Annotated in this window: 22 protein-coding genes; 16 read left to right on the top strand and 6 right to left on the bottom strand. The window is 69.8% G+C overall.

Translation table 11 applies throughout. The annotated features are described in order from the left end of the window. Positions 1 to 20: 20 nt before the first annotated feature. Both upp and ACFWV3_RS07915 read left to right on the top strand, forming a co-directional pair. Positions 21 to 644, top strand: coding sequence for a uracil phosphoribosyltransferase (gene upp / locus ACFWV3_RS07920; protein ID WP_382409557.1), 624 nt, complete (start codon positions 21 to 23; stop codon positions 642 to 644). A 96-nt stretch (positions 645 to 740) separates the two neighbouring features. After that, positions 741 to 2,033, top strand: coding sequence for a glycoside hydrolase family 18 protein (locus ACFWV3_RS07915; protein WP_382409555.1), 1,293 nt, complete (start codon positions 741 to 743; stop codon positions 2,031 to 2,033). A gap of 100 nt (positions 2,034 to 2,133) precedes the next feature. On the opposite strand, the gene ACFWV3_RS07910 is transcribed toward ACFWV3_RS07915, so the two are convergent. Continuing rightward, positions 2,134 to 2,715 carry a TetR/AcrR family transcriptional regulator gene (locus ACFWV3_RS07910; protein WP_382409553.1) on the bottom strand — a complete coding sequence of 194 codons (582 nt, stop codon included), beginning with the start codon at positions 2,713 to 2,715 and terminating at the stop codon, positions 2,134 to 2,136. 56 nt (positions 2,716 to 2,771) lie between these two features. On the opposite strand from ACFWV3_RS07910, the gene ACFWV3_RS07905 reads away from it, so the two are divergent. The 4 genes from ACFWV3_RS07905 to ACFWV3_RS07890 are packed head-to-tail and all read left to right on the top strand — an operon-like array spanning position 2,772 to position 4,774. Next, positions 2,772 to 2,978, top strand: coding sequence for a type II toxin-antitoxin system VapB family antitoxin (locus ACFWV3_RS07905; RefSeq protein ID WP_330850007.1), 207 nt, complete (start codon positions 2,772 to 2,774; stop codon positions 2,976 to 2,978). 32 nt (positions 2,979 to 3,010) lie between these two features. After that, positions 3,011 to 3,397 (top strand): type II toxin-antitoxin system death-on-curing family toxin, encoded by a 387-nt coding sequence (locus tag ACFWV3_RS07900; protein WP_382409550.1) that lies wholly within the window; start codon positions 3,011 to 3,013, stop codon positions 3,395 to 3,397. A 34-nt stretch (positions 3,398 to 3,431) separates the two neighbouring features. Beyond that, positions 3,432 to 3,809, top strand: coding sequence for a MerR family transcriptional regulator (locus ACFWV3_RS07895; RefSeq protein WP_382409548.1), 378 nt, complete (start codon positions 3,432 to 3,434; stop codon positions 3,807 to 3,809). Positions 3,810 to 3,856: 47 nt separating this feature from the next. Continuing rightward, positions 3,857 to 4,774 (top strand): aldo/keto reductase, encoded by a 918-nt coding sequence (locus tag ACFWV3_RS07890; protein WP_382410461.1) that lies wholly within the window; start codon positions 3,857 to 3,859, stop codon positions 4,772 to 4,774. A gap of 70 nt (positions 4,775 to 4,844) precedes the next feature. Here the strand turns inward: ACFWV3_RS07890 and ACFWV3_RS07885 are convergent, their stop codons facing one another. Continuing rightward, complete coding sequence (locus ACFWV3_RS07885; protein ID WP_382409546.1) at positions 4,845 to 5,297, bottom strand: flavodoxin family protein; 453 nt, start codon at positions 5,295 to 5,297, stop codon at positions 4,845 to 4,847. 19 nt (positions 5,298 to 5,316) lie between these two features. Between ACFWV3_RS07885 and ACFWV3_RS07880 the strand changes: the two genes are divergently transcribed. Next, positions 5,317 to 5,943 (top strand): class I SAM-dependent methyltransferase, encoded by a 627-nt coding sequence (locus tag ACFWV3_RS07880; RefSeq protein WP_382409544.1) that lies wholly within the window; start codon positions 5,317 to 5,319, stop codon positions 5,941 to 5,943. Positions 5,944 to 5,964: 21 nt separating this feature from the next. Then, positions 5,965 to 6,300, top strand: coding sequence for a hypothetical protein (locus ACFWV3_RS07875; RefSeq protein ID WP_382409542.1), 336 nt, complete (start codon positions 5,965 to 5,967; stop codon positions 6,298 to 6,300). 1 nt (position 6,301) lies between these two features. Here ACFWV3_RS07875 and ACFWV3_RS07870 read toward each other — a convergent pair whose 3' ends face one another. The 3 genes from ACFWV3_RS07870 to ACFWV3_RS07860 form a co-directional block, all read right to left on the bottom strand. Then, entirely contained in the window at positions 6,302 to 7,906 is a 1,605-nt protein-coding gene (locus ACFWV3_RS07870) for a phospho-sugar mutase (protein ID WP_382409540.1), read from the bottom strand. Next, positions 7,903 to 8,694 (bottom strand): purine-nucleoside phosphorylase, encoded by a 792-nt coding sequence (locus ACFWV3_RS07865; protein WP_382409538.1) that lies wholly within the window; start codon positions 8,692 to 8,694, stop codon positions 7,903 to 7,905. Before ACFWV3_RS07865 ends, ACFWV3_RS07870 begins: the two co-directional genes overlap by 4 nt. Before the next feature lie 93 nt (positions 8,695 to 8,787). Then, complete coding sequence (locus tag ACFWV3_RS07860) at positions 8,788 to 10,422, bottom strand: serine/threonine-protein kinase (protein ID WP_382409536.1); 1,635 nt, start codon at positions 10,420 to 10,422, stop codon at positions 8,788 to 8,790. 117 nt (positions 10,423 to 10,539) lie between these two features. Here ACFWV3_RS07860 and ACFWV3_RS07855 point away from each other — a divergent pair, with 117 nt between their 5' ends. The 6 genes from ACFWV3_RS07855 to ACFWV3_RS07830 all read left to right on the top strand — a co-directional run bounded on the left by ACFWV3_RS07855 (position 10,540) and on the right by ACFWV3_RS07830 (position 18,621). Further along, complete coding sequence (locus ACFWV3_RS07855) at positions 10,540 to 12,525, top strand: methylmalonyl-CoA mutase family protein (protein ID WP_382409534.1); 1,986 nt, start codon at positions 10,540 to 10,542, stop codon at positions 12,523 to 12,525. Then, positions 12,522 to 14,657, top strand: coding sequence for a methylmalonyl-CoA mutase (scpA, locus tag ACFWV3_RS07850; RefSeq protein WP_382409532.1), 2,136 nt, complete (start codon positions 12,522 to 12,524; stop codon positions 14,655 to 14,657). Before ACFWV3_RS07855 ends, scpA begins: the two co-directional genes overlap by 4 nt. Continuing rightward, positions 14,650 to 15,642 (top strand): methylmalonyl Co-A mutase-associated GTPase MeaB, encoded by a 993-nt coding sequence (gene meaB / locus ACFWV3_RS07845; protein WP_382409530.1) that lies wholly within the window; start codon positions 14,650 to 14,652, stop codon positions 15,640 to 15,642. Before scpA ends, meaB begins: the two co-directional genes overlap by 8 nt. 56 nt (positions 15,643 to 15,698) lie before the next feature. Then, a complete protein-coding gene (locus tag ACFWV3_RS07840; RefSeq protein ID WP_382409528.1) occupies positions 15,699 to 15,980 on the top strand; it encodes a hypothetical protein in 282 nt (93 codons plus the stop codon). A gap of 194 nt (positions 15,981 to 16,174) precedes the next feature. Further along, a complete protein-coding gene (locus ACFWV3_RS07835) occupies positions 16,175 to 17,347 on the top strand; it encodes a M20 family metallopeptidase (RefSeq protein ID WP_382409526.1) in 1,173 nt (390 codons plus the stop codon). Continuing rightward, entirely contained in the window at positions 17,344 to 18,621 is a 1,278-nt protein-coding gene (locus tag ACFWV3_RS07830; RefSeq protein WP_382409524.1) for an amidohydrolase, read from the top strand. The genes ACFWV3_RS07835 and ACFWV3_RS07830 overlap by 4 nt, the downstream gene beginning before the upstream one ends. Before the next feature lie 304 nt (positions 18,622 to 18,925). Here ACFWV3_RS07830 and ACFWV3_RS07825 read toward each other — a convergent pair whose 3' ends face one another. Next, positions 18,926 to 20,686 carry a glycerol-3-phosphate dehydrogenase/oxidase gene (locus ACFWV3_RS07825; RefSeq protein WP_382409522.1) on the bottom strand — a complete coding sequence of 587 codons (1,761 nt, stop codon included), beginning with the start codon at positions 20,684 to 20,686 and terminating at the stop codon, positions 18,926 to 18,928. 232 nt (positions 20,687 to 20,918) lie between these two features. On the opposite strand from ACFWV3_RS07825, the gene ACFWV3_RS07820 reads away from it, so the two are divergent. Next, the gene (locus tag ACFWV3_RS07820) at positions 20,919 to 21,662 is read left to right on the top strand and encodes an MIP/aquaporin family protein (protein ID WP_382409520.1); all 744 of its coding nucleotides are present in this window, start codon (positions 20,919 to 20,921) and stop codon (positions 21,660 to 21,662) included. 13 nt (positions 21,663 to 21,675) lie between these two features. Next, positions 21,676 to 23,184, top strand: a complete 1,509-nt coding sequence (glpK, locus tag ACFWV3_RS07815) for a glycerol kinase GlpK (protein ID WP_382409518.1) — start codon at positions 21,676 to 21,678, stop codon at positions 23,182 to 23,184. Positions 23,185 to 23,317 lie beyond the last annotated feature (133 nt).

Here is a 23,317-nt window from a genome sequence, read left to right as displayed (position 1 = left end):
CAGCGGTTACGGTGTCGGGCATGGACGTCCTGGTCGTCGATCATCCACTCGCCAAGGCGAGACTCACAACCATGCGCGACGCGCGTACGGACAATGCCGCATTCCGTGCCGCGCTGCAGGAACTGACCGTCATGCTGGTCTACGAGGCCATGCGCGAGGCGCCGCTGGCGGAGGACCGCACGCACACCCCGGTGGCACGTACCACCGGCTACCGGCTGGCAAACCCGCCGCTGCTCGTGCCCGTGCTGCGCGCCGGTCTGGGCATGGCCGACCAGGCGCACAAGCTCATCCCGGACGCCCAGATGGGGTTCGTGGGCCTGGCCCGCGACGAGGAGACGCTGCAGCCGACGCCGTACATGGAGTCGCTGCCGGAGGACCTCGCGGGACGGCCGGTGTTCGTCCTCGACCCGATGCTCGCGACCGGTGGCTCGATGGCCTACACGATCCGGCTGCTGACCCAGCGCGGCGCGACCGACGTGACGGCCGTGTGCGTGCTCGCGGCGCCAGAGGGCATCAACCACCTCGAGGACTCGAAGCTGCCGGTGCGGCTCGTCACGGCGTCGGTCGACGAGCGGCTCAACGACTCCGGCTACATCGTGCCGGGCCTCGGCGACGCCGGTGACCGTCTGTACGGGGCGGTTTAGGACATACCTCCGATCGGACGTAGCAGTGGTCTAGACCTCAGGCCTATCGTGCTGTGGACCACATCGCCGCCGCCGCGATCTGATCTAGGGAGTCACATGTCCAGACGGAGATGGGGTGTCGCCGCGCTCGCGGTCGGCGCCCTGTCAGCGTCGCTGGCCGTTGCGCCGGCGAACGCCGATGTCGAGACCAGTGGGCACCACGGATTCTCGAAGGCCCGCACCGTCGGGTACTTCATCCAGTGGGGCGTGTACGGCCGGAACTTCCGCGTGAAGAACCTCGTCGACAGCGGGGCCGCGGCGCGGCTGACGCACCTGAACTACGCCTTCGGTTTCCTCGACGAGTCGGGCAAGTGCGTCAGCGCCGACCCGTGGGCCGACTGGCAGATGCCCTTCACCGCGGAGCAGTCCGTGAACGGCAAGGCCGACGAGGCCGGCCAGGTGCTGATGGGCAACCTGAACCAGCTCAAGCAGCTCAAAGCCAAGTACCCCAAGCTGAAGGTGAACATCTCGCTGGGTGGCTGGACGGGCTCGCGCTACTTCTCCAACGCCGCGCTGACCCCCGAGTCGCGCGCCGCGCACGTCAAGTCGTGCACCGACATGTGGATCAAGGGCAACCTGCCGGGTCTGCCGGAGGGCGCCGCGAAGGGCGTCTTCGACGGCGTCGACCTCGACTGGGAGTGGCCCGGCTCCAACGGCAACATGGAACCGCCCAACGTGGTGCGTCCCGAGGACAGGCAGAACTTCACCAAGCTGCTCGCCGAGTACCGCAGGCAGATGGGCTGGAACCGCGACCTGACCGCGTTCCTGCCGGCCGACCCGAAGCAGGTCGACGCGGGCTTCGAGGTCGCGAAGGTGTTCTGCTACCTCACTTTCGGCACCCTGCAGGGCTACGACTACCACGGCGCGTGGGACGCCCAGGCCAACCAGCAGTCCGCGCTGCGGGTCCCCAAGGCCGACCCGGCGCCGTTCGAGTTCAGCTCCGAGGTGACGGTCGACGCGTGGCTGCGCCGCGGTGCCCCGCGCTCGAAGGCCGTGCTCGGCGTCCCGTTCTACGGTCGCGGCTGGAGCGGCGTCGCACCCGGTGCGCGCAACGGCCTGTTCGGCACGGGCACGCCCGCGCCGGCCACCTACGAAGCCGGCTACGAGGACTTCAAGGTCATCAAGACGAAGCTCGCCGACCCGAAGTACAAGGTCTACCGCGATGAGCGCGCCGGCTTCGCGTGGATCTACGACGGCACGACGTGGTGGACCTACGACGACGCCACCGAGATGAAGCGCAAGGCCCGCTTCATCAACGACCACCGGCTCGGCGGAGCCATGATCTGGTCGCTCGACGGCGACACCGCCGACGGCGAGCTCGTCAAGGCGCTCGACGGCGCCCTGAAGTAAGGCCGCACAGGGAAAATAGACGGGCTGTCCTAATCGGACAGTTCAGCGGGTCCGGGGAGGTTTCGCGGCGGCCGCCTCCCCGGATTCCGTGGTTTCCGGCTCAGGCCAGCCATCCGCGGCCGTGCGCGCGCAACGCCAGCTCGTACGTGGCGGCGGCGTCCACACCGGGTGGCAGGTTGCCGTTGAGCTCCAGGCTCACCAGGCCGTGGACCATGCCCCACATCGACATCGCGATCTGCTCGGGGTCCTCGTCGCGGAACACGCCCGTCTCGACCGCCCGCCGCACCGCGTTGCGCACCGGCGCGAACGTCCGGCCGGCCGCGCGGCTCATCTCCTTCGTCGGCTCGACGACCTTCGAGTACAGCACCGAGTAGAAGTGCGGGTCCGCGAGCGCGCTGCGCCGGTACGCCAGCCCGATCCGGAACAGGTCCTCGGTGGGGTCGCCCGTGATCGGCACCGCCGCCAGGTGCGTCCCGAACCTCGTGAACGCCTCGTCGTAGAGCGCCTCCAGCAGCGCCGGCTTCCCGCCGAAGAGGGAATAGACCGCCGTCGTCGAGGTGTTGACGTCCGTGGCGATTTTGCGGAGGCTCACTGCATGAGGGCCCTCGGTGCTGAGGAGCTCGCCCGCCCGTTCGAGCAGACGCCGTCGCAGCGCGTCGTCGTGGGTCCTCGGCCTGGGCATCGGGCAATCCTAATGGGCACTGGCCTCGGTGGTATCACATTGGTACCGTGGCTCGAATGGCGATGACCTTGCGGTTGACCGAAGAGGAGAACCTGCGGCTCGCTGAACTGGCCCAGGCCGAGGGCCGGTCCAAGCAGGAGGTCGTGCGGCTCGCGATCGCGGAACGTTACCGGCGGATGCAGCAGGAAGAGCAGCTCGGCGAGGTACTTCAGAGAGTCCTGCCCAAGTACCGAGGTCTTTTGGATAGGCTCGGTTCTTCCTGAAACTGTCGTACCTCTCTGATCAACTGGGTGCTGTGATCTCCTACCTCGACGCCGGGGACCTGTTAGTGCTGGCCACGGCCGTGACCGGCGGCGACCTCGTCGTCCGGGACATCGGTCTGCTGGACACGGCCGCATACCGTCCCCGCGCCACCGTCCTCGGCGTGGAGGCGTACAACACGCTGTGGATGAAGTCCTCCGCCCTGCTCGACTCGATCGTCCGGACCCGGCCGCTGGTGGAGGGCAACTGGCGCCTCGGCTGGGTCGCCGCCGTCACGATGTGCGACATCAACGGCTACTGGATCGACGCCGACGAGGACGACGCGCTCGACCTCGTCCGTTCGCTCGGCCGCGACAAGATCGACGTCGCCGAGATGGCCGGTCACCTCGAAGCGTGGGGACTCCCGAAGGATTCCGCTTGACCTAGAGCGCACTCCAGGTCTTAGCGTCGAGCTCGTGAGTTACTCGATAGCCCAAGCCGCACAGCGCAGTGGGTTGTCCATCGACACCTTGCGCTACTACGAACGAATCGGGCTCGTCGACCCGCCCGCGCGGGACTCGGGCGGGCGCCGCAGCTACTCGGACGAGGACCTCGGCTGGCTGGGGTTCGTGACGCGCCTGCGCACGACCGGCATGCCGATCCGCATGATGCGCGAGTTCGCGCAGCTCAGACACCGCGGCGACCTGACGGCGGGCCGCCGCAAGCAGATCCTCGTCGACCACCGGACCGACGTCCGCGCCCGCATCGCGGAGCTGCAGACGTGCCTGGAGGTGCTCGACTACAAGATCGACCACTACGCGGTGGTCGAGCAGGACTTGGAGGCGACGGCGTGAGCCGTTCATTGGGATCGCTCGAGGTCGGGCCGCAGGGCCTCGGCTGCATGGGGATGTCGGAGTTCTACGGCGCCGGCGACGAGAAGGAGTCGATCGCGGTCATCCACCGCGCCCTCGACCTCGGCGTCACGCTGATCGACACGGCCGACATGTACGGCCCGCACGTGAACGAGGAACTGGTCGGCCGCGCCATCGCGGATCGCCGCTCGTCCGTCGTCCTGGCCACGAAGTTCGGCATCGTGCGCGAGGAGGGCGGCGGTCGTTCCATCCGCGGCGACCGCGCGTACGTGCGCTCGTCGGTCGAGGGCTCGCTGTCGCGGCTCGGCGTGGACGTGATCGACCTGTACTACCTGCACCGGGTTCCGGCCGACACGCCGATCGAGGAGACCGTCGGCGCGATGGCCGAGCTGGTGGCCGAGGGCAAGGTGCGCCACCTGGGCCTGTCCGAGGCCGGTGCCGAGACGCTGCGCCGTGCGCACGCCGTGCACCCGATCACCGCGTTGCAGAGCGAGTGGTCGCTGTGGACGCGCGAGCTCGAGGCCGAGATCGTGCCCACGGCCCGAGAGCTGGGCGTCGGCATCGTGCCGTACTCCCCGTTGGGTCGCGGCGTCCTGACCGGCCGTTTCGCGTCGTCAGCGGACTTCGGCGACGGCGACTTCCGCGCCACGAACCCGCGCTTCTCGGGCTCGAACCTCGACGCGAACCTGAAGATGGTGGCCGAGCTGCGCGCACTGGCCGAGGAACGCGGCGTCACGGCCGGTCAGCTCGCACTGGCGTGGGTGCAGCACCGCGGCGACGACGTCGTGCCGATCCCGGGCACGAAGCGGATCAAGTACCTGGAGGAGAACGTCGCGGCGGCGTCGCTGGAGCTGTCCGCCGACGACCTGGCCGCGATCGAGGCCGCCGTCCCGGCGTCCGCGGTGGCCGGTGACCGCTACCCCGACATGAGCGCGGTAGCCCGCTAGAACACACGTTCGAATCCATCCCCAGGGTTGTCCACAGGGTGGGGGCAAGAAGCTGTGGACAACCCGGGATTCATGTGGACAACTGGGCCGCAACAGTCGCGCCGAGCTCCCAGCACGCCTCCAGGTCCGCCTTCGTCGGCTCACCCGTGAGGACGACGTGCTGGGCGGCCTTCTCCCAGCCCAACCCGGTCGTGGCCGTCTCCACGCTGCGCACCGCACCGGTCGTGTCGTTGTTGCCGTGCACGTAAAGCCCGAACGGGCGACCTCTCGTCGAGTCGAGACACGGGTAGTAGACGGTGTCGAAGAAGTGCTTCAGCGCGCCGCTCATGTAGCCGAGGTTGGCGGGCGTGCCGAGCAGGTAGCCGTCGGCTGCCAAGGTGTCCACAGCGGTTGTGGACAACGCGGCTCGCCTGACCACCTCGACGCCCTCGATCTCGGGGGTGGTGGCGCCCGCGACGACCGCCTCGAACATCGCCTGGAGGGCGGGCGACGGGGTGTGGTGGACGATCAACAACCTGGACACGCCGAGCAACATAACGTCCATGACCCGCGCCTCCTACGACCTCGTCGCCGCCAGTTACGCCCGCCTCATCCCGGACGCCCACGACGGCCGCCCCCTCGACGCCGCGATCATGCGGGCGTTCGCCGAGCTGGCGGAGGGTCCGGTCGGCGACCTCGGCTGCGGCACCGGCCGCATCACGCAGCACCTGCACGAACTGGGCCTCGACGCGTTCGGGATCGACCTCTCCGACGGCATGCTCGACCAGGCGAAACAGCTCTACCCGCACCTCACGTTCCAGCAGGGCGACATCACCAAGCTGGACCTGGAAGACGACAGCCTTGGCGCAGCTGTCGTCTGGTACTCCACGGTCCACATGCCCGTCGAGGAGGTGCCGTGGCAGGAGTTCCACCGTGTGGTGAAACCTGGCGGATACCTGCTGCACGCCTTCAAACTGGGTAATCAGAAGAACCACCTCGTCCACGCGTACGGCCACGACGTGGACCTCGACGTCTACTGGCACGACATCGACGAGACCGTGACCAACGCGACGCGAGCCGGGTTCAACGAAGTGGCGCGGCTGCAACGTCAGAAAGGTGCGGGAGAAGGGGGACCGCAGGCGTTCTTGTTGCTCCGGAAGCGGAACCCCGGTGCCGGAAGGACGTCTTAACGGGTGTACACAGGAGGGACCATGAAGACCACCGCCCTTATGACCACCAGTCCTCGTCAGCGTCGCATCACCTGGGGCTTCGGCCTGGCCGTCGGCATCGGCATGATCGGGTTCGGGCCCCTGTTCGCGTCGCTGTGGCCGGGGTTCGACCACAGCCCGTGGGACGTCAACACGATGTTGCTCGGACTCGGCGTGGGGCTCTGCACGATCGCGTACATCTTCGGGCGGATCGCCGTCGCGGCGGTCACCGAGGGACGTCGCAACGCGGTGACCCCGCCGACCAGAAGGGCGTACTTCGTAGCCGGCGGGGGTTTCGTCCTCGCTGCGCTCTGCCTGGCGATCGCACTCGCCGGCTGAGCTAGCTGACCAGCGCAGTAACCCGTTCCCGCAGTTCAGCCAGCCGAGCCTTGCCGGACGCGCGGGCGGACTCCAGTCCGTCCGTGACGGGCTCGACCACCTCCAGGTACGCCTTCAGCTTCGGCTCGGTGCCGGACGGGCGCACGATCACGCGCACCCCGTCGGCCGTCCACCGCAGCACGTCGGCGCCGGGGAGCAGGTCCTCCGACGCGAAGCCGGACGGCGGCGTCGCGCGCAGGCGGGACATCGTCGCGCCGATCAGGCTCAAGTCGGTGTACCGCAACGAGACCTGGTCCGTCAGGTGCAGGCCGTGGTCCACCGCGAGCTGGTCCAGCGCGTCCAGCAGCGTGCGCCCGGACGCCTTCAGGCCAGCGGCCAGGTCCGCGGCGACGACGGCGGCCGAGATGCCGTCCTTGTCCGCCACGTGCACGGGGTCGACGCAGTTGCCGAGCGCTTCCTCGTAGGCGAACACGAGTCCGTCACCGGCCCGCGCCAGCCACTTGAAGCCCGTCAACGTCTCCGCGTACCGGGCTCCGTGCGCCGACGCGATCGACTTCAACAGCGACGACGACACGATCGTCGTCGCCACCAACGGGTCCGCGGACTCCGTGGTGGACAACACGAGCGAGCCGAGCAGCACGCCCGTCTCGTCGCCGCGCAGCATCCGCCACGTGTCGCCGTCCCGCACGCCCAGCGCGCACCGGTCCGCGTCCGGGTCCAGCGCGATGGCCAGGTCCGCGTTCACCGACGCCGCAAGGGAAAGCAGCTCGTCGGACGCGCCCGGCTCCTCCGGGTTCGGGAACACCACGGTCGGGAAGTCCGGGTCCGGCACCGCCTGCGACCGCACCACGTGCACGTCGGTGAAACCCGCGCGCCGCAACGCTTCCACGGCGAACGCGCCCCCGACCCCGTGCATCGGCGTCAGCGCGATCTTCAACGTCCGCGCCTGGCCGGTGGGCAGCTGCGCCACCCGCTCCAGGTACGCGTCGACCTCGGCGTCCGAAACCGTGCTGTACGAGGAGGTCCTGGGCACGGACACCGCCGCCGGCACCGACTCGATCGCCTTCTCGATCTCGCCGTCCGACGGCGGCACGATCTGCGAACCACCGGCCAGGTAGAGCTTGTAGCCGTTGTCCGCGGGCGGGTTGTGCGACGCGGTGATCTGGATCCCCGCCACCGCGTCGTGCGCCCGCACCAGGAACGCCAGCACCGGCGTCGGCAACGGCCCCGGCAGCACCCGCACGTCGAAGCCGGCCGCCGCCATCACCTCGGCGGCGGCGACCGCGAACTCCTCCGACCCGTGCCGGGCGTCGCGCCCGACGAAGACCACGCCGCGCGACGCCCCGAGCCACGACGCGAGACCGGCCGTCGCGCGGACGACGGTCGCGACGTTCATGCCGTTCGTGCCCGCCCGCACCGGACCGCGCAGCCCGGCGGTGCCGAACGTCAACGGTCCCGCCATGCGGTCCTGGAGGTCCTCCAACGCGGCCGGGTCACCGCCCATCGCCCGCGCGAGAACCCCTTGCAGCTCCTCACGAGCGGCCGGGGACGGGTCGTCGGCGATCCACCGGAACGTCGCGTCGCGCAGTGCCGGCGTCAGGCTCATGCGCGGTCCACCAGCTCGCGCAGCAACGTGCCCATGCGCTCGGCGGCGGCGGCGCCCGCGTCGAGCACCTCCTGGTGGTTCAGCGGCTCACCGGTGATACCCGCCGCGAGGTTCGTGACCAGCGACAGCCCGAACACCTCGACACCCTCGGCGCGTGCGGCGATCGCCTCGTGCACCGTCGACATGCCGACCAGGTCTGCGCCCATGGTGCGCAGCATCCGGATCTCGGCGGGCGTCTCGAAGTGCGGGCCGGGCAGCCCCGCGTACACGCCCTCCTCCAGCGAGGAGTCGATCTCCTGCGCGAGCTTGCGCAGCCGTGGCGAGTACAGGTCCGTGAGGTCGACGAACCGCGCGCCGACCAGCGGCGACAGCGAGGTCAGGTTGAGGTGGTCGGAGATCAGCACCGGCTGCCCGACGGACATGCCCTGGCGCAGGCCACCGGCGGCGTTGGTCAGCACGACCGTCGACACGCCCGCCGCGGCGACGGTGCGCACGCCGTGCACGACCTTCTGCACGCCCTTGCCCTCGTAGCCGTGGGTGCGGCCGAGGACGACGAGGACCTTCTTGCCGCCCACCTCGACGGAGCGGATGGTGCCGCCGTGGCCGAGCGCGGTCGGCGCCTCGAAGCCCGTCAGCTCACCGACCGGGACCTCGCTGACCGGCTCGCCGATCACGTCGGCGGCGGGCCGCCAGCCGGAGCCGAGCACGATGGCGATGTCGTGCTTGTCGATGCCGGTGCGGCTCTGGATCTCTTCCGCGGCCTTGCCGGCCAGCTCTTCTGGAGTCACCGCGAGAGCTTAAGCCGTGTCGTGGGGGTCTGTTCGATGAGAGTCGTGTCCGCTCGGGCGCGGCTATCGCGGACGTGACCCCCACGACACGGCTTACACCGGGGCGAACGTCGAGGCGATCGCGTCGAACAGCCTCGCGCGCGCCTCGTCCTCCTGCTCCGTGGGAACGACCACCTCGACCACCCACAGGTCGTTGCCGTAGGGGAGCACGCGGGACAGGTGCGACCGCCGCAGCGCCGTGGCGCCGTCACCCTCGACCGTCCGGTAGATGAACTGGACGCTGTCCTCGAAGCGCGGCCCCGCGAGGTTCGGCGTCGGCACCCGCTCGCCGCCGAAGAACCGGCCGGGCCAGCGCGCCTGCACGCCCGAGAAGTACACCTTGAGGTCGCGCTTCGGGTAGAAGTCCGGGAACCGGTGCACGGCCGCCTCGTACGCGCCGCTGCCGGACACGAAGTGCACCACCGCGGACAGCGGCAACCGCGTGTCCGCGGCGCGTTGCTCGGTGTAGGTGGTCCAGCTCTGGTCGACGTTCACGGTGAACCTGCCACCCTGCTCGCCGTTCGCGCTCACCGCCGACGCGGTCCGGGGTTCGAGCGGCGCCGACGACGGCAGGGTCGGCAGCGTCTGCTGGGTCTGCTGGGTCGGCGGCAGCAGCGTCGCGCCCGCCGCCAGCCTGGTCAGCGCGAACCCGCCGCCGGACCCCGCGACGAACAGCAGGATGGCCGCCACCAGCAAGAACGTCGACGCGACGCGTCCACGTCGCTCGGGCGGCAGCGGTGCGGTGACCAGGAACGGCAGCGGGCCGGGATCGTCGGCGAGCGGCGCGTCCGGCTCGATCTTCGGCTTGGGCCGCACGACCACCGGCAGCCGCACCGACTCGCGGACCTCGAACGCGTCCGTGCCCGGTTCCGGCAGCAGCGGGTAGACCTGCTTGCGCACGTCGACCAGCGACATCCGCTCGGCCGCGTCCTTGCGCATCAGCCCGCTGATCAGCGGCGTGAGCCGCCCAGCGCCCGCCGGCACCGGCACGTCGCCGTTGATCACCGCGTTGATCGTCTGCATGACGTTCTTGCCCACGTACGGCGGCTCGCCGGCCATCGCGGCCCACATCGTCGCGCCGAGCGACCACCGGTCCGCGGCCTCCGACACGTCACCGCCCTGCGCGACCTCGGGCGCGATGTAGGCGGGCGTGCCGAGCGTGATGCCGCGCGCGGTCATCGTGGCCTCGGCGACGTTGCGCGCGATGCCGAAGTCCGTGAGCTTCACCCGGCCGTCGTCCGCGATGAGCACGTTGCCGGGCTTCACGTCCCGGTGCGTGATGCCGACCCGGTGCGCGGACGCCAGCGCCGCCGCGACCGCGTCCAGCACCGCGGCGCCCTGCTTCTCGGTGAGGCAGCCCTGCTCCTGCAGCACCTCGCCGAGGCTGCGCGACGGCACCAGCTCCATCACCACGTACGGGTCGCCCTCGTGCTGGACGACGTCGTAGAGCGTCACGAGGTTCGGGTGGGAGAGAGCGGCGACGGCACGGGCCTCGCGCATCGTCCGTTCCCGCAGCTCGTCGGCGGCCACGTCGGGCATGCCCGGCGGCCGCAGGATGCCCTTGACCGCGACCTGGCGCCGCAGCACCTCGTCGTGAGCAGCCCAGACGGTGCCCATCGAGCCTTGACCGAGCAGGTGCAGCAGCCGATATCTGGCCGCGATCAAGCGCTCCTGGTCACCGTTCTCCACCGGTTCATCATTCCTGAGACACTCGGAGGGACTTCACTGCATCGTTAACGGCGGTGAACCTCACATAGCCCGTGCCGGTACCGAGCGGTAAAACTGCAACGCATGATGGAGTTGGCATTGACCGCCGAATTCCGCCCGAACGAGTTCCCCCCGGCGACGAGGGAACAGTGGCGTGACCTGGTCGACGCCGTCCTGAGCAAGACCGGCGCGAGCTACGACTCGCTGGTCACCAAGACGTACGACGGCATCAACCTCCAGCCGCTCTACACCCTCGACGACGCGCTGCCGCCCTACGCGCTGGTGCCCGCGAAGCAGGGCTGGGACGTTCGTCAACGCCACTCAGTGCCCGATCCGGTCGCTCTGCTGAACGACCTGGAGGGCGGCGTCACGTCGCTGTGGCTCGCCGTGCCCGCCCCCGCCCTGGAGCGCCTGCTCGACGGCGTCTACCTGGACCTCGCACCGATCGTGCTCGACGGTTCCGTGGACGCCGCCCGCGCGCTGCTGCGGATCTACGACCAGGCGCCGGTGCTGGCCGCTGACGTGCGCGGCAACCTGGCGCTGACACCTTCGGGTGAAGCTCTGGACGTGATCAGGCAGGCGCGTTCGGAGTTCCCGTCGCTGCGGACCGTCGTGGTCGACGCGCTGCCGTTCCACGACGCGGGCGGCTCGGACACCGAGGAGCTCGGCGCTGCCCTGGCGCTGGCCGTCTCGTACCTGCGGGTCCTGACGGACGCCGGCTTCTCGGCTTCGGATGCCTTCGCACAGCTGGAGTTCCGCTACGCCGCGACCGCCGACCAGTTCATGACCATCGCCAAGCTGCGCGCCGCCCGCCGCCTGTGGGCGCGCGTGGCCGAGGTGTCCGGCGTCGCCAGCGCGGACGCCGTGCAGGTGCAGCACGCCGTGACGTCGTCGGCGATGATGACGCGCCGCGACCCGTGGGTGAACATGCTGCGCACGACCGTCGCCTGCCTGTCCGCCGGCCTGGGCGGCGCCGACGCCGTGACCGTGCAGCCGTTCGACGCGGCCATCGGCCTGCCGGACGAGTTCGCGCGCCGCATCGCCCGCAACACGCAGAACCTGCTGCTGGAGGAGTCGCACCTCGGCGAGGTGATCGACCCCGCCGCCGGGTCCTGGTACGTGGAGCAGCTGACCGAGCAGTTGGCGGTGTCGGCCTGGGCCTGGTTCCAGGAGCTGGAACGTGCCGGTGGGTTGCCTGCGGCTGCTTCGTCGGTTCGCTCGCGGATCGCGTCGACCTGGGCCGCGCGGTCGGCTCGGCTGGCGGATCGGAGCGATCCGATCACGGGGGTGAGCGAGTTCCCGAACCTGGGGGAGAAGCCCGTGGTCCGCGACCCGGCGCCCGCTGGCTCCGGTGCCGCTGGTTCCGGTGCCGCGCCTGCTCAGACGCCCGCCGGTGCCGAGTCTGTTGACGCGTCCGCCGGTTCTGTCTCCGCTTCCGCTGGTGAACCCGCCCTCGCTCCCGCTGGCTCCGCATCCGGCGAGCAGCTCGTTGCCCGCGACCCGGCACCCGCTGGCTCCAGTGCCGCGTCTGCCAATCCCGCGTCCGCCCGGGAGACCGCCGCCCCCGCCTCCGGAATCGATTCCGACTCACCGGCCCCCAGGGGGGATGCGCCCCCCATCCCAAGTGTCTCAAGCGGGTCTGACAGTTTCGGCCTGCCGCGCGTCCGTTATGCACAGGCCTTCGAAGAGCTCCGCGACCTGGCCGACGCCCAGGAGACCCGACCCCAGGTCTTCCTCGCCACCCTCGGCCCGGTGGCCGCCCACACCGCCCGAGCCACCTTCGCCGCCAACCTGTTCAACGCCGGCGGCTTCGCCACCCCTGCCGCGGGCGCGACGAAGTCCGCGCAAGAGGTCGCGGACAGGTTCAAGGCCAGCGGAGCCCGGATCGCCGTCCTCTGCGGCAGCGACAGCAGCTACGCCGACCAGGCGGTCGACACCGTCAAGGCACTGCGCGAGGCCGGCGCCGACCGGGTGTTCCTCGCGGGCAAGAAGACGGACGCCGACGTCGACGGCCGGGTCTACGCGGGCTGTCCCGCGCTGGAGATCCTGACCGGCACCTACCAGCACCTGGGAGTGGAGCGTTGATCCCCAACTTCGCGGACGTCGACCTCGGCCCGCTCCCGTCGGCCAAGTACGAGACGGACCTCCCCAGCTGGGAGACGCCGGAGGGCATCGCGGTCAGGCCGGTCTACGGGCAGTCCGATGTGGACGGTCTCGACTTCCTGGAGACCTATCCCGGCGTCGCGCCGTTCCTGCGTGGCCCGTACCCGACGATGTACGTCAACCAGCCGTGGACCGTGCGCCAGTACGCGGGTTTCTCCACGGCCGAGGAGTCGAACGCCTTCTACCGCCGCAACCTCGCGGCCGGGCAGAAGGGCCTGAGCGTCGCGTTCGACCTGGCCACGCACCGCGGCTACGACTCCGACCACCCGCGTGTGGCCGGTGACGTCGGCATGGCCGGGGTGGCGATCGACTCGATCTACGACATGCGCACGCTGTTCGACGGCATCCCGCTCGACAAGATGTCCGTGTCGATGACGATGAACGGCGCCGTGCTGCCGATCCTGGCGTTGTTCGTCGTGGCGGCGGAGGAGCAGGGGGTGAAGCCGGAGCAGCTCATGGGGACCATCCAGAACGACATCCTCAAGGAGTTCATGGTCCGCAACACCTACATCTACCCGCCGCAGCCGTCGATGCGGATCATCTCCGACATCTTCAGCTACACCAGCACGCACATGCCGAAGTTCAACTCCATCTCGATCTCCGGCTACCACATGCAGGAGGCCGGAGCGACCGCCGACCTGGAGCTGGCCTACACGCTGGCGGACGGGGTCGAGTACATCCGCGCCGGCAAGGCGGCCGGGCTGGACGTGGACAGGTTCGCGCCGCGGCTCAGCTTCTTCTGGGCCATCGGCATGAACTACTTCATGGAGATCGCCAAGATGCGGGCCGCGCGCCTGCTCTGGGCGAAGCTCGTCAACGACTTCGAGCCCAAGTCGCCCAAGTCGCTCAGCCTGCGCACGCACTGCCAGACGAGCGGCTGGAGCCTCACCGCGCAGGACGTGTTCAACAACGTCGCGCGCACGTGCGTCGAGGCCATGGCGGCGACGCAGGGACACACGCAGTCGTTGCACACCAACGCCCTCGACGAGGCGCTGGCGTTGCCGACCGACTTCTCCGCGCGCATCGCCCGCAACACGCAGCTCCTCCTCCAGCAGGAGTCCGGCACCACGCGCGTGATCGACCCGTGGGGCGGCAGCGCGTACGTCGAGCGCCTCACCAACGAGCTCGCGAAGAAGGCCTGGGAGCACATCGCCGAGGTCGAGAAGGCCGGCGGTATGGCCCGCGCGATCGACGAGGGCATCCCCAAGCTGCGCATCGAGGAGGCCGCGGCCCGCACCCAGGCGCGCATCGACTCCGGCCGCCAGCCCGTCATCGGCGTGAACAAGTACCTCGTCACCAACGACGAGCAGATCGAGGTCCTCAAGGTCGACAACGCCGGTGTGCGCGCCCAGCAGCTCGACAAGCTCCGCCGGCTCAGGGAAGAACGCGACCAGTCCGCTGTGGACAGTGCGCTGGAGGCGCTCACCACCGCGGCCGGCGGGCAGGGCAACCTGCTCGAACTGGCGATCAACGCCGCCCGCGCGAAGGCCACCGTCGGCGAGATCTCCGAGTCGCTCGGCAAGGTCTGGGGCCGCCACTCCGCCCAGATCCGCACCATCACCGGTGTCTACCGGCAGGAGGTCGGCCAAGTGTCCAACGTGGACGCCTGTCGCGAGGTCGTCGAGACGTTCGCGGAGGAGGAAGGCCGTCGTCCGCGCATCCTGGTCGCCAAGATGGGGCAGGACGGGCACGACCGCGGCCAGAAGGTCATCGCCACGGCGTTCGCGGACCTCGGCTTCGACGTCGACGTCGGCCCGTTGTTCCAGACGCCCGAGGAGGTCGCCCGGCAGGCGACCGAGGCCGACGTGCACATCGTCGGCGTGTCCTCGCTGGCCGCCGGGCACCTCACCCTGGTCCCGGCGCTCAAGCAGGCGCTCACCGACCTCGGCCGCGAGGACATCATGATCGTCGTCGGTGGTGTGATCCCGCCGCAGGACTTCGACGAGCTGTACGCGGCGGGTGCCTCGGCGATCTTCCCGCCCGGCACCGTGATCGCGGACGCCGCCAAGGACCTGCTGGTCAAGCTCGCCGCACAGCTCGGCCACGATGCCTAGGAGCATCGACGTCGCCGAGTACGCGAAGGGCGTGCTCGGCGGCAACCGCGGCGTGCTCGCCCGCGCCATCACGCTGGTCGAGTCGACCCGTGCCGACCACCGGGCCCTGGCGCAGGAGCTGCTGGTCGAGCTGCTGCCGAAGTCCGGTGACGCGGTCCGCGTCGGCATCACCGGCGTGCCCGGCGTGGGCAAGTCCACGTTCATCGACGCCCTCGGCACCGCGCTGACCGGGCAGGGGCACCGGGTCGCGGTGCTCGCCGTCGACCCGTCGTCCACCCGCACCGGCGGCAGCATCCTGGGCGACAAGACGCGGATGCAGCGGTTGTCGGTGAACGACGACGCGTTCATCCGGCCCTCGCCGACCTCCGGCACGCTCGGCGGTGTAGCGCAGGCCACCCGCGAGACGATCGTGCTGGTCGAGGCCGCGGGCTTCGACGTCGTGCTGGTCGAGACCGTCGGCGTCGGGCAGTCCGAGGTGGCCGTCGCGAACATGACGGACTGCTCGCTGTTCCTGACGCTCGCGCGCACCGGCGACCAGCTCCAGGGCATCAAGAAGGGCATCCTCGAGCTCGCGGACGTCATCGCGGTCAACAAGGCCGACGGCGACCACGAGCTGGACGCCCGCAAGGCCGCCCGCGAGCTGGCGGGAGCGCTCCGGCTGCTGCGCCCGCCGGACGCGCTCTGGCACCCGCCGGTGCTCACCTGCTCCGGCCTGACCGGGGCCGGCCTCGACGAGCTCTGGTCCCGCGTGCTGGAACACCAGCGGACGCTCAAGGACGCCGGTGAGCTGGACGAGCGTCGACGCCGTCAGCAGGTCGACTGGACCTGGATGATGGTCCACGACGAGCTGCGCCGGCAGGTGCGCGAGAGCGCCGCCGTGCGGTCGCTGGCGCCGTCTGTGGAGGACAGGGTGCGGTCGGGGGAGCTCACCGCGACCCTCGCCGCGCAGCAGATTTTGACGGCGTTCCAATCGGACTCTCGGTAGGCGCTTAACTAGTTTGGGTGACCATCGAACGTGGTATTCGAGGTAGAGTTCAGGCCATGTCGAGGTTGCTGCTGGCCTGCGTGTTCGCGCTGATGAGCGTTGTCGGGATCGCCGGTGTGGCGTCCGCGCAAGAGGCTGCGAACGCGCCGTTGGCCGCGCAGCAGACGACCGCCGTGAACCCTGCTCCCAGCGTGAACGCGCCGCAGGAGCAGTCTCCGGAAGAGCGGGCGGAAACCAGGAAGAAGCTGTGGATGGGCGGCATCGCCCTCGTGCTGTTCGGGCTGGTCTACCTCCGCAACAAGAAGCGCTGGGCGATGTGGCGGGCGAAGAAGGGCTGAGCGTGCGTGGGATGGTTCGTCTCACCCTTTGAGACGTAATAGCCAAAGTTAAGCGTGCCTCTCGACCATTTGCGTCATCGTTGATCGGTCAGACCGAAACTCGCTCGCCGCTCGGCGCAGCGCTGCGACCGGCCGTCCGGTTGATCATCATCAGCGCGCCGCGTCCCACGGGTGGTGATGCAGGATGGTGGCAAATGGGTACCGACTTGAAGATCAGCACGCGCTCGGCCGTCGAGCGGTACTCGGATGCCCTGCTGGACCTCTCGCACTCGATCCACGCCGAACCAGAGCTGGCCTTCGAGGAGCACCGCAGCGTCGAGAAGATCACGTCTCTGCTGGTCAAAGAGGGTTTCAAGGTCGACAGAGGGGTGGCTGACCTCAAGACCGCCTTCGTCGCGACCTTCGGGGACGGTGATCTCGTGCTGGGCCTGTGCGCCGAGTACGACGCCCTGCCCGAGGTCGGGCACGCCTGCGGGCACAACGTCATCGCGGCCGCGTCCGTCGGTGCCGCGCTCGCTCTGCGTGACATCGCCGACCGACTGGGTATCACCGTGAAGGTGATCGGAACTCCAGCGGAAGAGGTCGGCGGCGGCAAGGTGCTCATGCTGGAACGGGGCGTGTTCGACGGCGTCTCGCTCTCGATGATGGTGCACCCGGCGCCGTACGAGTCGTGCGCCGCGAAGTCACTGGCCATCACCGACCTGAAGGTGCACTACACGGGCAAGCCGTCGCACGCGGCCGCCGCTCCGCACCTGGGCATCAACGCCGCGGACGCGGTGACGATCGCCCAGATGTCGATCAGCCTGCTGCGGCAGCACTTCGAGCCCGGCCAGATGGTCAGCGGCATCGTGACCAACGGCGGTACCGTGCCGAACGTAATACCCGCCCGCGCATCGGCGATGTTCGATGTGAGGGCGGAGAACCTGGAATCGTTGCAGCGCCTGGAGAACCGGATCCGGGACTGTTTCAGAGCCGGCGCGCTCGCGACCGGCTGCACCCATGAGGTCGAGCAGGTCTCGCCGATCTACGCCGAGCTGACTCCCGACCCGTGGCTGGCGGACGCCTACCGGCGCGCGGCCACTGAGCTGGGACGACGCCCTCTCTCGCCGGAGCAGGAGCAGCGGGAGAAGATCGGCAGCACCGACATGGGCAACGTGACAAGAGTGTTGCCCGCCATCCACCCGACCATCGCCATCGACTGCGGAGACGCGGTGAACCACCAACAAGAGTTCGCGACCGCCTGTGCCTCGGCGTCGGCCGACCGTGCGCTCCTCGACGGAGCACTTGCCATGGCTTGGACGACGATCGCGACAGCCACCGATTCCCAGCAGCGAGCACGGCTGCTGGCCCGCGGAGGTGCGGCATGACGGTCCTGGACTCCCGGCCTTCGGGCTCCTCAACTGTGAAGACGTCCCCTGAGATGCTCGTCGACCCCACCGGGGTGAGCATGTCTCCTGTGGATGATCTCGGAGACGGCCGCGGCCCCGCGTGGCTCGACGACTGGCTGAAGGTGCACGCCGGCGACGTGGTCGCCTGGCGCCGGCACATCCACGCCAACCCCGAGCTGTCCCGCCGCGAGTACAACACCACCGAGCTGGTGGCCAAGCTGCTGCGCGAGGTCGGCCTCAAGCCGCGCATCCTCCCCGGCGGCACCGGCATGGTGTGCGACATCGGCAGCGGCCCGCGCTGCGTGGCCCTGCGCGCCGACATGGACGCCTTGCCGCTGCAGGAGAACACGGGCCTCCCGTTCGGGTCCACTGTGGACGGTGTGTCGCACGCGTGCGGCCACGACGCCCACACGACGGTCCTGCTCGGCGCGGCCCTCGCGCTCGCCTCGGCCACCGAGCTCCCCGGCCGTGTCCGCCTGGTGTTCCAGCCGGCGGAGGAGGTCATGCCCGGCGGCGCGCTCGACGTGCTGGCGGCGGGCGGCCTCGACGGCGTGGAGCGGATCTTCGGCCTGCACTGCGACCCGCGCCTGCAGGTCGGCCGCATCGGCACCCGCATCGGCGCCATCACGTCGGCCTCCGACCTGCTGGAGCTGCGGCTCAACTCGCCGGGCGGCCACACCTCGCGCCCGCACCTGACCGCGGACCTGGTCCACGCGCTCGGCACGGTCATCACCGGCCTGCCGACGATGCTCTCGCGCCGCGTCGACCCCCGTTCCGGGACGGTGCTGGTGTGGGGCGCGGTGCACGCCGGTGAGGCGCCCAACGCGGTGCCGCAGGACGGACTGCTGCGCGGGACCCTGCGGACCGGGGACCGCGACATCTGGGCCGAGCTGGAGCCGTTGGTCAAGGACCTGGTCACCGGGTTGTTGGCGCCTACCGGTGTCGGGTTCGACCTGCACCACCGGCGGGGGGTGCCGCCTGTGGTGAACGAGCGGGAGTCGACCCAGATCCTTCGCGCTGGGATCGAGGCCGCGCTCGGGGACGACGCGCTGGCCGGTACCGAGCAGTCTTCCGGTGGGGAGGACTTCGGGTGGTACCTGGAGCACGTTCCCGGGTCGTTCGCTCGGCTCGGGGTGTGGAACGGGGTGGAGAAGCAGCGGGATCTGCATCAGCCCACGTTCGATCTGGATGAGCGGGCGTTGCTGGTCGGGGTTCGGGTGATGGTTCACACGGCTCTGGCCGCTTTGGCCTGATTTTGCTTGGACGGGCCCCCGGATCCTTTGGGTTCGGGGGCCCGTTGCTGTTCCGGCGTGGTCGCCGTGCGAGTTCCAGCGTGGTTCAGCTGAGCGGGCGGGTGCCTGTTCCAGCGTGGGCATGCACCTCGGACGCAGCGGCGGGGTTCATCGCCGCTTCGCGACGATTGCGATTGGGTGCACCGCTGCCCAGCGGCGTCAGGTCTGCACGGCTCGCCTTCGGCATCGCTTGGGAGTGCGGCGGACGTCGCGATCAGGAATGTCCTGCGGTCCACCCCGGGCATGCCGCGTCAGCATGCCCGGGTCAGCTCACCGGCTCGGTCAACTGCGGACGGGCTTCCGGCGCCGCGGCACGGACCGCGTCCGCCGCTTGGTCGTCCGCCTTGGTCTGGGAGGTGCGTTCGGACTCGACGCGGGCGTTGTAGACCTCGACCTCGCGCTTGATGGCGTCCTCGTCCCAGCCGAGCACCGGTGCGACGAGCCGGGCGACCGCTTCCGCCGAGTCGACGCCTCGGTGGGCGTACTCGATGGAGATGCGGGTGCGCCTGGTCAGGATGTCCTCCAGGTGCATCGCGCCCTCGTGCGAGGCCGCGTACACCGCCTCGACCTGGAGGTAGTCGGGGGAGGCCGGGATCGGCTTGAGCAGGTCGGGGTTGTCGGCGGCCAGCGACAGCACCTCGTGCACCAGCGAGCCGTAGCGGTCAAGCAGGTGCCGGACGCGGTACGGGTGCAGGCCGTGCTTGGCCGCCAGCTGGTCGGCCTGGTTGACCAGGGCGTGGTAGCCGTCGGCGCCGACGAGCGGCACCTTGTCCGTGATCGACGGCTGGATGCGGCCCGGTAGGTCGACGTGCGCCGCGTCCACGGCGTCCGCGCCCATCACCCGGTACGTCGTGTACTTGCCGCCCGCGATCGCCACCAGGCCGGGCGCGACCCGTGCCACGGCGTGTTCGCGCGAGAGCTTCGACGTCGAGTCGGACTCGCCCGCGAGCAACGGGCGCAGGCCCGCGTAGACGCCCTCGATGTCCTCGTGCGTCAGCGGGGTCGCGAGGACCGAGTTGACGTGTTCGAGGATGTAGTCGATGTCGTGCTTGGTCGCGGCGGGGTGCGCGAGGTCGAGGTTCCAGTCGGTGTCCGTGGTGCCGACGATCCAGTGGTTGCGCCACGGGATCACGAACAGCACGGACTTCTCGGTGCGCAGGATCATCCCGGACTCGGCGACGATCCGGTCGCGCGGGACGACGATGTGCACGCCCTTCGACGCCCGCACGCGGAACCGGCCGCGCGAGCCGGAGAGCCGTTGCAGCTCGTCGGTCCAGACGCCGGTCGCGTTGATCACCGCGTGCGCCCGCACGTCGACCTCGCGGCCGTCCTCGACGTCGCGCACCCGCACGCCGGACACCCGGTCCGCCTCCCGCAGGAAGCCGACGACCTGCGTCGACGTGCGCACGACGGCGCCGTAGTGGGCGGCGGTGCGGCCGACCATCATCGTGTGGCGGGCGTCGTCGGCCTGGGCGTCGTAGTAGCGGATGCCGCCGATCAACGCGTCCCGCTTCAGCGCCGGGACCAGCCGCAACGCGCCCGCGCGGGTCAGGTGCTTCTGGCCGGGGACGGACCGGGCTCCGCCCATCGTGTCGTAGAGGAACAGGCCGGCCGCCGTGTACGGGCGCTCCCAGATCCTGTTCGACAGCGGGTAGAGGAACGGCACCGGCTTCACCAGGTGCGGGGCGATGCGCGTCAGCATGAGCTCGCGTTCGCGCAGTGCCTCGCGGACCAGACCGAACTCGAGCTGCTCCAGGTACCGCAGACCGCCGTGGAAGAGCTTCGAGGACCGGCTCGACGTGCCGGACGCGAGGTCGCGGGCCTCGACGAGCGCCACCCGCAGGCCGCGCGTGGCGGCGTCCAGCGCGGCGCCCACGCCGACCACCCCGCCGCCGACCACGACGAGGTCGAACGTCTCGGCCCCCAGCCGTTGCCACGACTCCTCGCGCTCGGCGGGGCCCAGCCTGCCGGTGATCGGCGGAGCGCTGGGGGTGCTCGGTGCTGCTGGGTTCTTTCGCGTGGCCACGACAGGCGCCTCCCTGTGACGACTCGCGGATCACGTTACCTGCAGCAACGGCCGTCCGCCGATGGGCGAGCCGGACAGGTCCCAACGGCCTGAAAACGGCCCATGCACAGGCACTTGGCATGGACAACTGATCAGCTCGGTAATAGCGTCCGACCTCGTTGTAGGCGGGCAGCGCGGCCCTGACCTCAGGTGTGCGCGCCCTCCTCAGGCCGCAAAGCACGGGAGGTCGGCAATGAGTGCAGGCTCGATCTTCGTCTGGGAGATGCTGGGGACGGCCGTCCTCATCCTCCTGGGCACCGGTGTCGTCGCGAACCAGGTGCTCAAGGACACACTCGGCAACAGCACCGGGTTCCTGTTCGTCAACGTCGGCTGGGCCTTCGCCGTCTTCACCGGCGCCAGCATCGCCAACCCGAGCGGGGCGCACCTCAACCCCGCCGTCACCCTCGGACTCGCGATCGCGGACAAGACCCCGTGGAGCGACGTCCCCGTCTACATCCTCGGCCAGATGGTCGGCGCGATCATCGGTGCGATGCTCTGCTGGGCGACCTACAAGCTCCAGTTCGACACGCACGACGAGCCGCAGAACACGCTCGGCATCTTCTCCACCGGTCCGACGGTGCCGAACGCGCCGTGGAACCTCGTCTCCGAGATCATCGGCACGTTCGTGCTGGTGGCGTGGATCCTGCTGTCGCCGGGCGCCAAGGTGGCGGTCGACGGCGTGCCGACGTTCGGCAACTCGGCGCTCGGGTACGCCGCCGTCGCGTTCGTCGTCCTGGTGATCGGTACGTCGCTCGGTGGCCCGACCGGTTACGCCATCAACCCGGCGCGCGACCTCGGTCCGCGCATCGCCTACGCCTTCCTCATGCCGATCCGCAACAAGGGCAACGCGAACTGGGGCTACTCGTGGGTCCCGGTCGTGGGCCCGCTCGTGGGTGGCGCGCTCGCCGCGCTGCTCTACCTGGTTCTCCCGGTCTGAAAGGACTTCCCGCATGACCCAGTACGTGGCCGCGATCGACCAGGGCACCACGTCGACGCGTTGCATGATCTTCGACCACTCGGGCCGGGTGGTGTCGGTCGACCAGAAGGAGCACGAGCAGATCTTCCCGAAGGCCGGCTGGGTCGAGCACGACCCGAAGGAGGTCTGGCAGAACACCCGCCAGGTCGCCGCCGGCGCGCTCGCGAAGGCCGATCTGTCCACTTCGGACATCGTCGCCGTCGGCATCACCAACCAGCGCGAGACCGCCGTGGTGTGGGACAAGAACACCGGCGAGCCCGTCTACAACGCCATCGTCTGGCAGGACACCCGCACCGACAAGATCGTCACCGAGCTGGGCAACCTGGGCGGCGGGCAGGAGCGCTACCGGGCCAGGGTCGGCCTGCCGCTCGCGACCTACTTCTCCGGCCCCAAGGTCCGCTGGATCCTCGACAACGTCGAGGGCGCGCGGGAGAAGGCCGAGGCGGGCGACCTGCTGTTCGGCAACATGGACACGTGGGTGCTGTGGAACATGACGGGCGGCACCGACGGCGGCGTGCACGTCACCGACCCGACGAACGCCTCGCGCACCATGCTGATGGACCTCGACACCCTGCAGTGGGACTCCTCGATCGCCGAGGACATGGGCATCCCGATGTCGATGCTGCCGGAGATCAGGTCGTCGTCCGAGGTCTACGGCCAGGTGCGCGAACGCGGCGCGCTGGCCGGCATCCCGATCGCCGGCATCCTCGGCGACCAGCAGGCGGCGACGTTCGGCCAGGCCTGCCTCTCGCCCGGCGAGGCCAAGAACACCTACGGCACCGGCAACTTCATGCTGCTCAACACCGGCACCGAGAAGGTGATGAGCGAGAACGGCCTGCTCACCACGATCTGCTACAAGATCGGCGACGCGGCGCCCGTCTACGCGCTGGAGGGCTCGATCGCGGTCACCGGCTCGCTGGTGCAGTGGCTGCGCGACAACCTCGGCATGATCTCGTCGGCCGCCGAGATCGAGGAGCACGCGAAGTCGGTGGAGGACAACGGCGGCGCGTACTTCGTGCCCGCGTTCTCCGGCCTGTTCGCGCCCTACTGGCGGTCCGACGCCCGCGGCGCGATCGTCGGCCTCACGCGGTTCGTCAACAAGGGCCACCTCGCACGGGCCGTGCTGGAGGCGACGGCGTTCCAGACCCGTGAGGTGCTCGACGCGATGAACGCCGACTCGGGCGTCGACCTGACGGCGCTGAAGGTCGACGGCGGCATGGTCGTGAACGAGCTGCTGATGCAGTTCCAGGCCGACATCCTCGGCGTGCCGGTGATCAGGCCGGTCGTGTCCGAGACCACGGCGCTCGGTGCGGCCTACGCGGCCGGGCTCGCGGTCGGGTTCTGGAAGTCGGAGGACGACATCCGGGAGAACTGGGCCGAGGACAAGAAGTGGGAGCCGCAGATGGACTCCGGCCGTCGCGACTCGGAGTACAAGAACTGGAAGAAGGCGGTGTCCAAGACCTTCGACTGGGTCGAGGATTGAGATGACGCGAGGTCGCCGTGAAGCCGCCTGAACGGCTTCACGGGGGGAGCGTGTGGAAGGGGGTTGGGGGCGTAGGGAGGGGGTGTGGATGTACGGGGGAGGCGTGGAAGGGGAAAGGGTGGAGGGGGGAGGA

It is taken from the genome of Lentzea sp. NPDC059081, assembly GCF_042738015.1.
GTDB lineage: Bacteria > Actinomycetota > Actinomycetes > Mycobacteriales > Pseudonocardiaceae > Lentzea.
The sequence above is the reverse complement of the archived record's forward strand: the minus strand, read 5'-3'. Positions and strand labels throughout refer to the sequence as shown.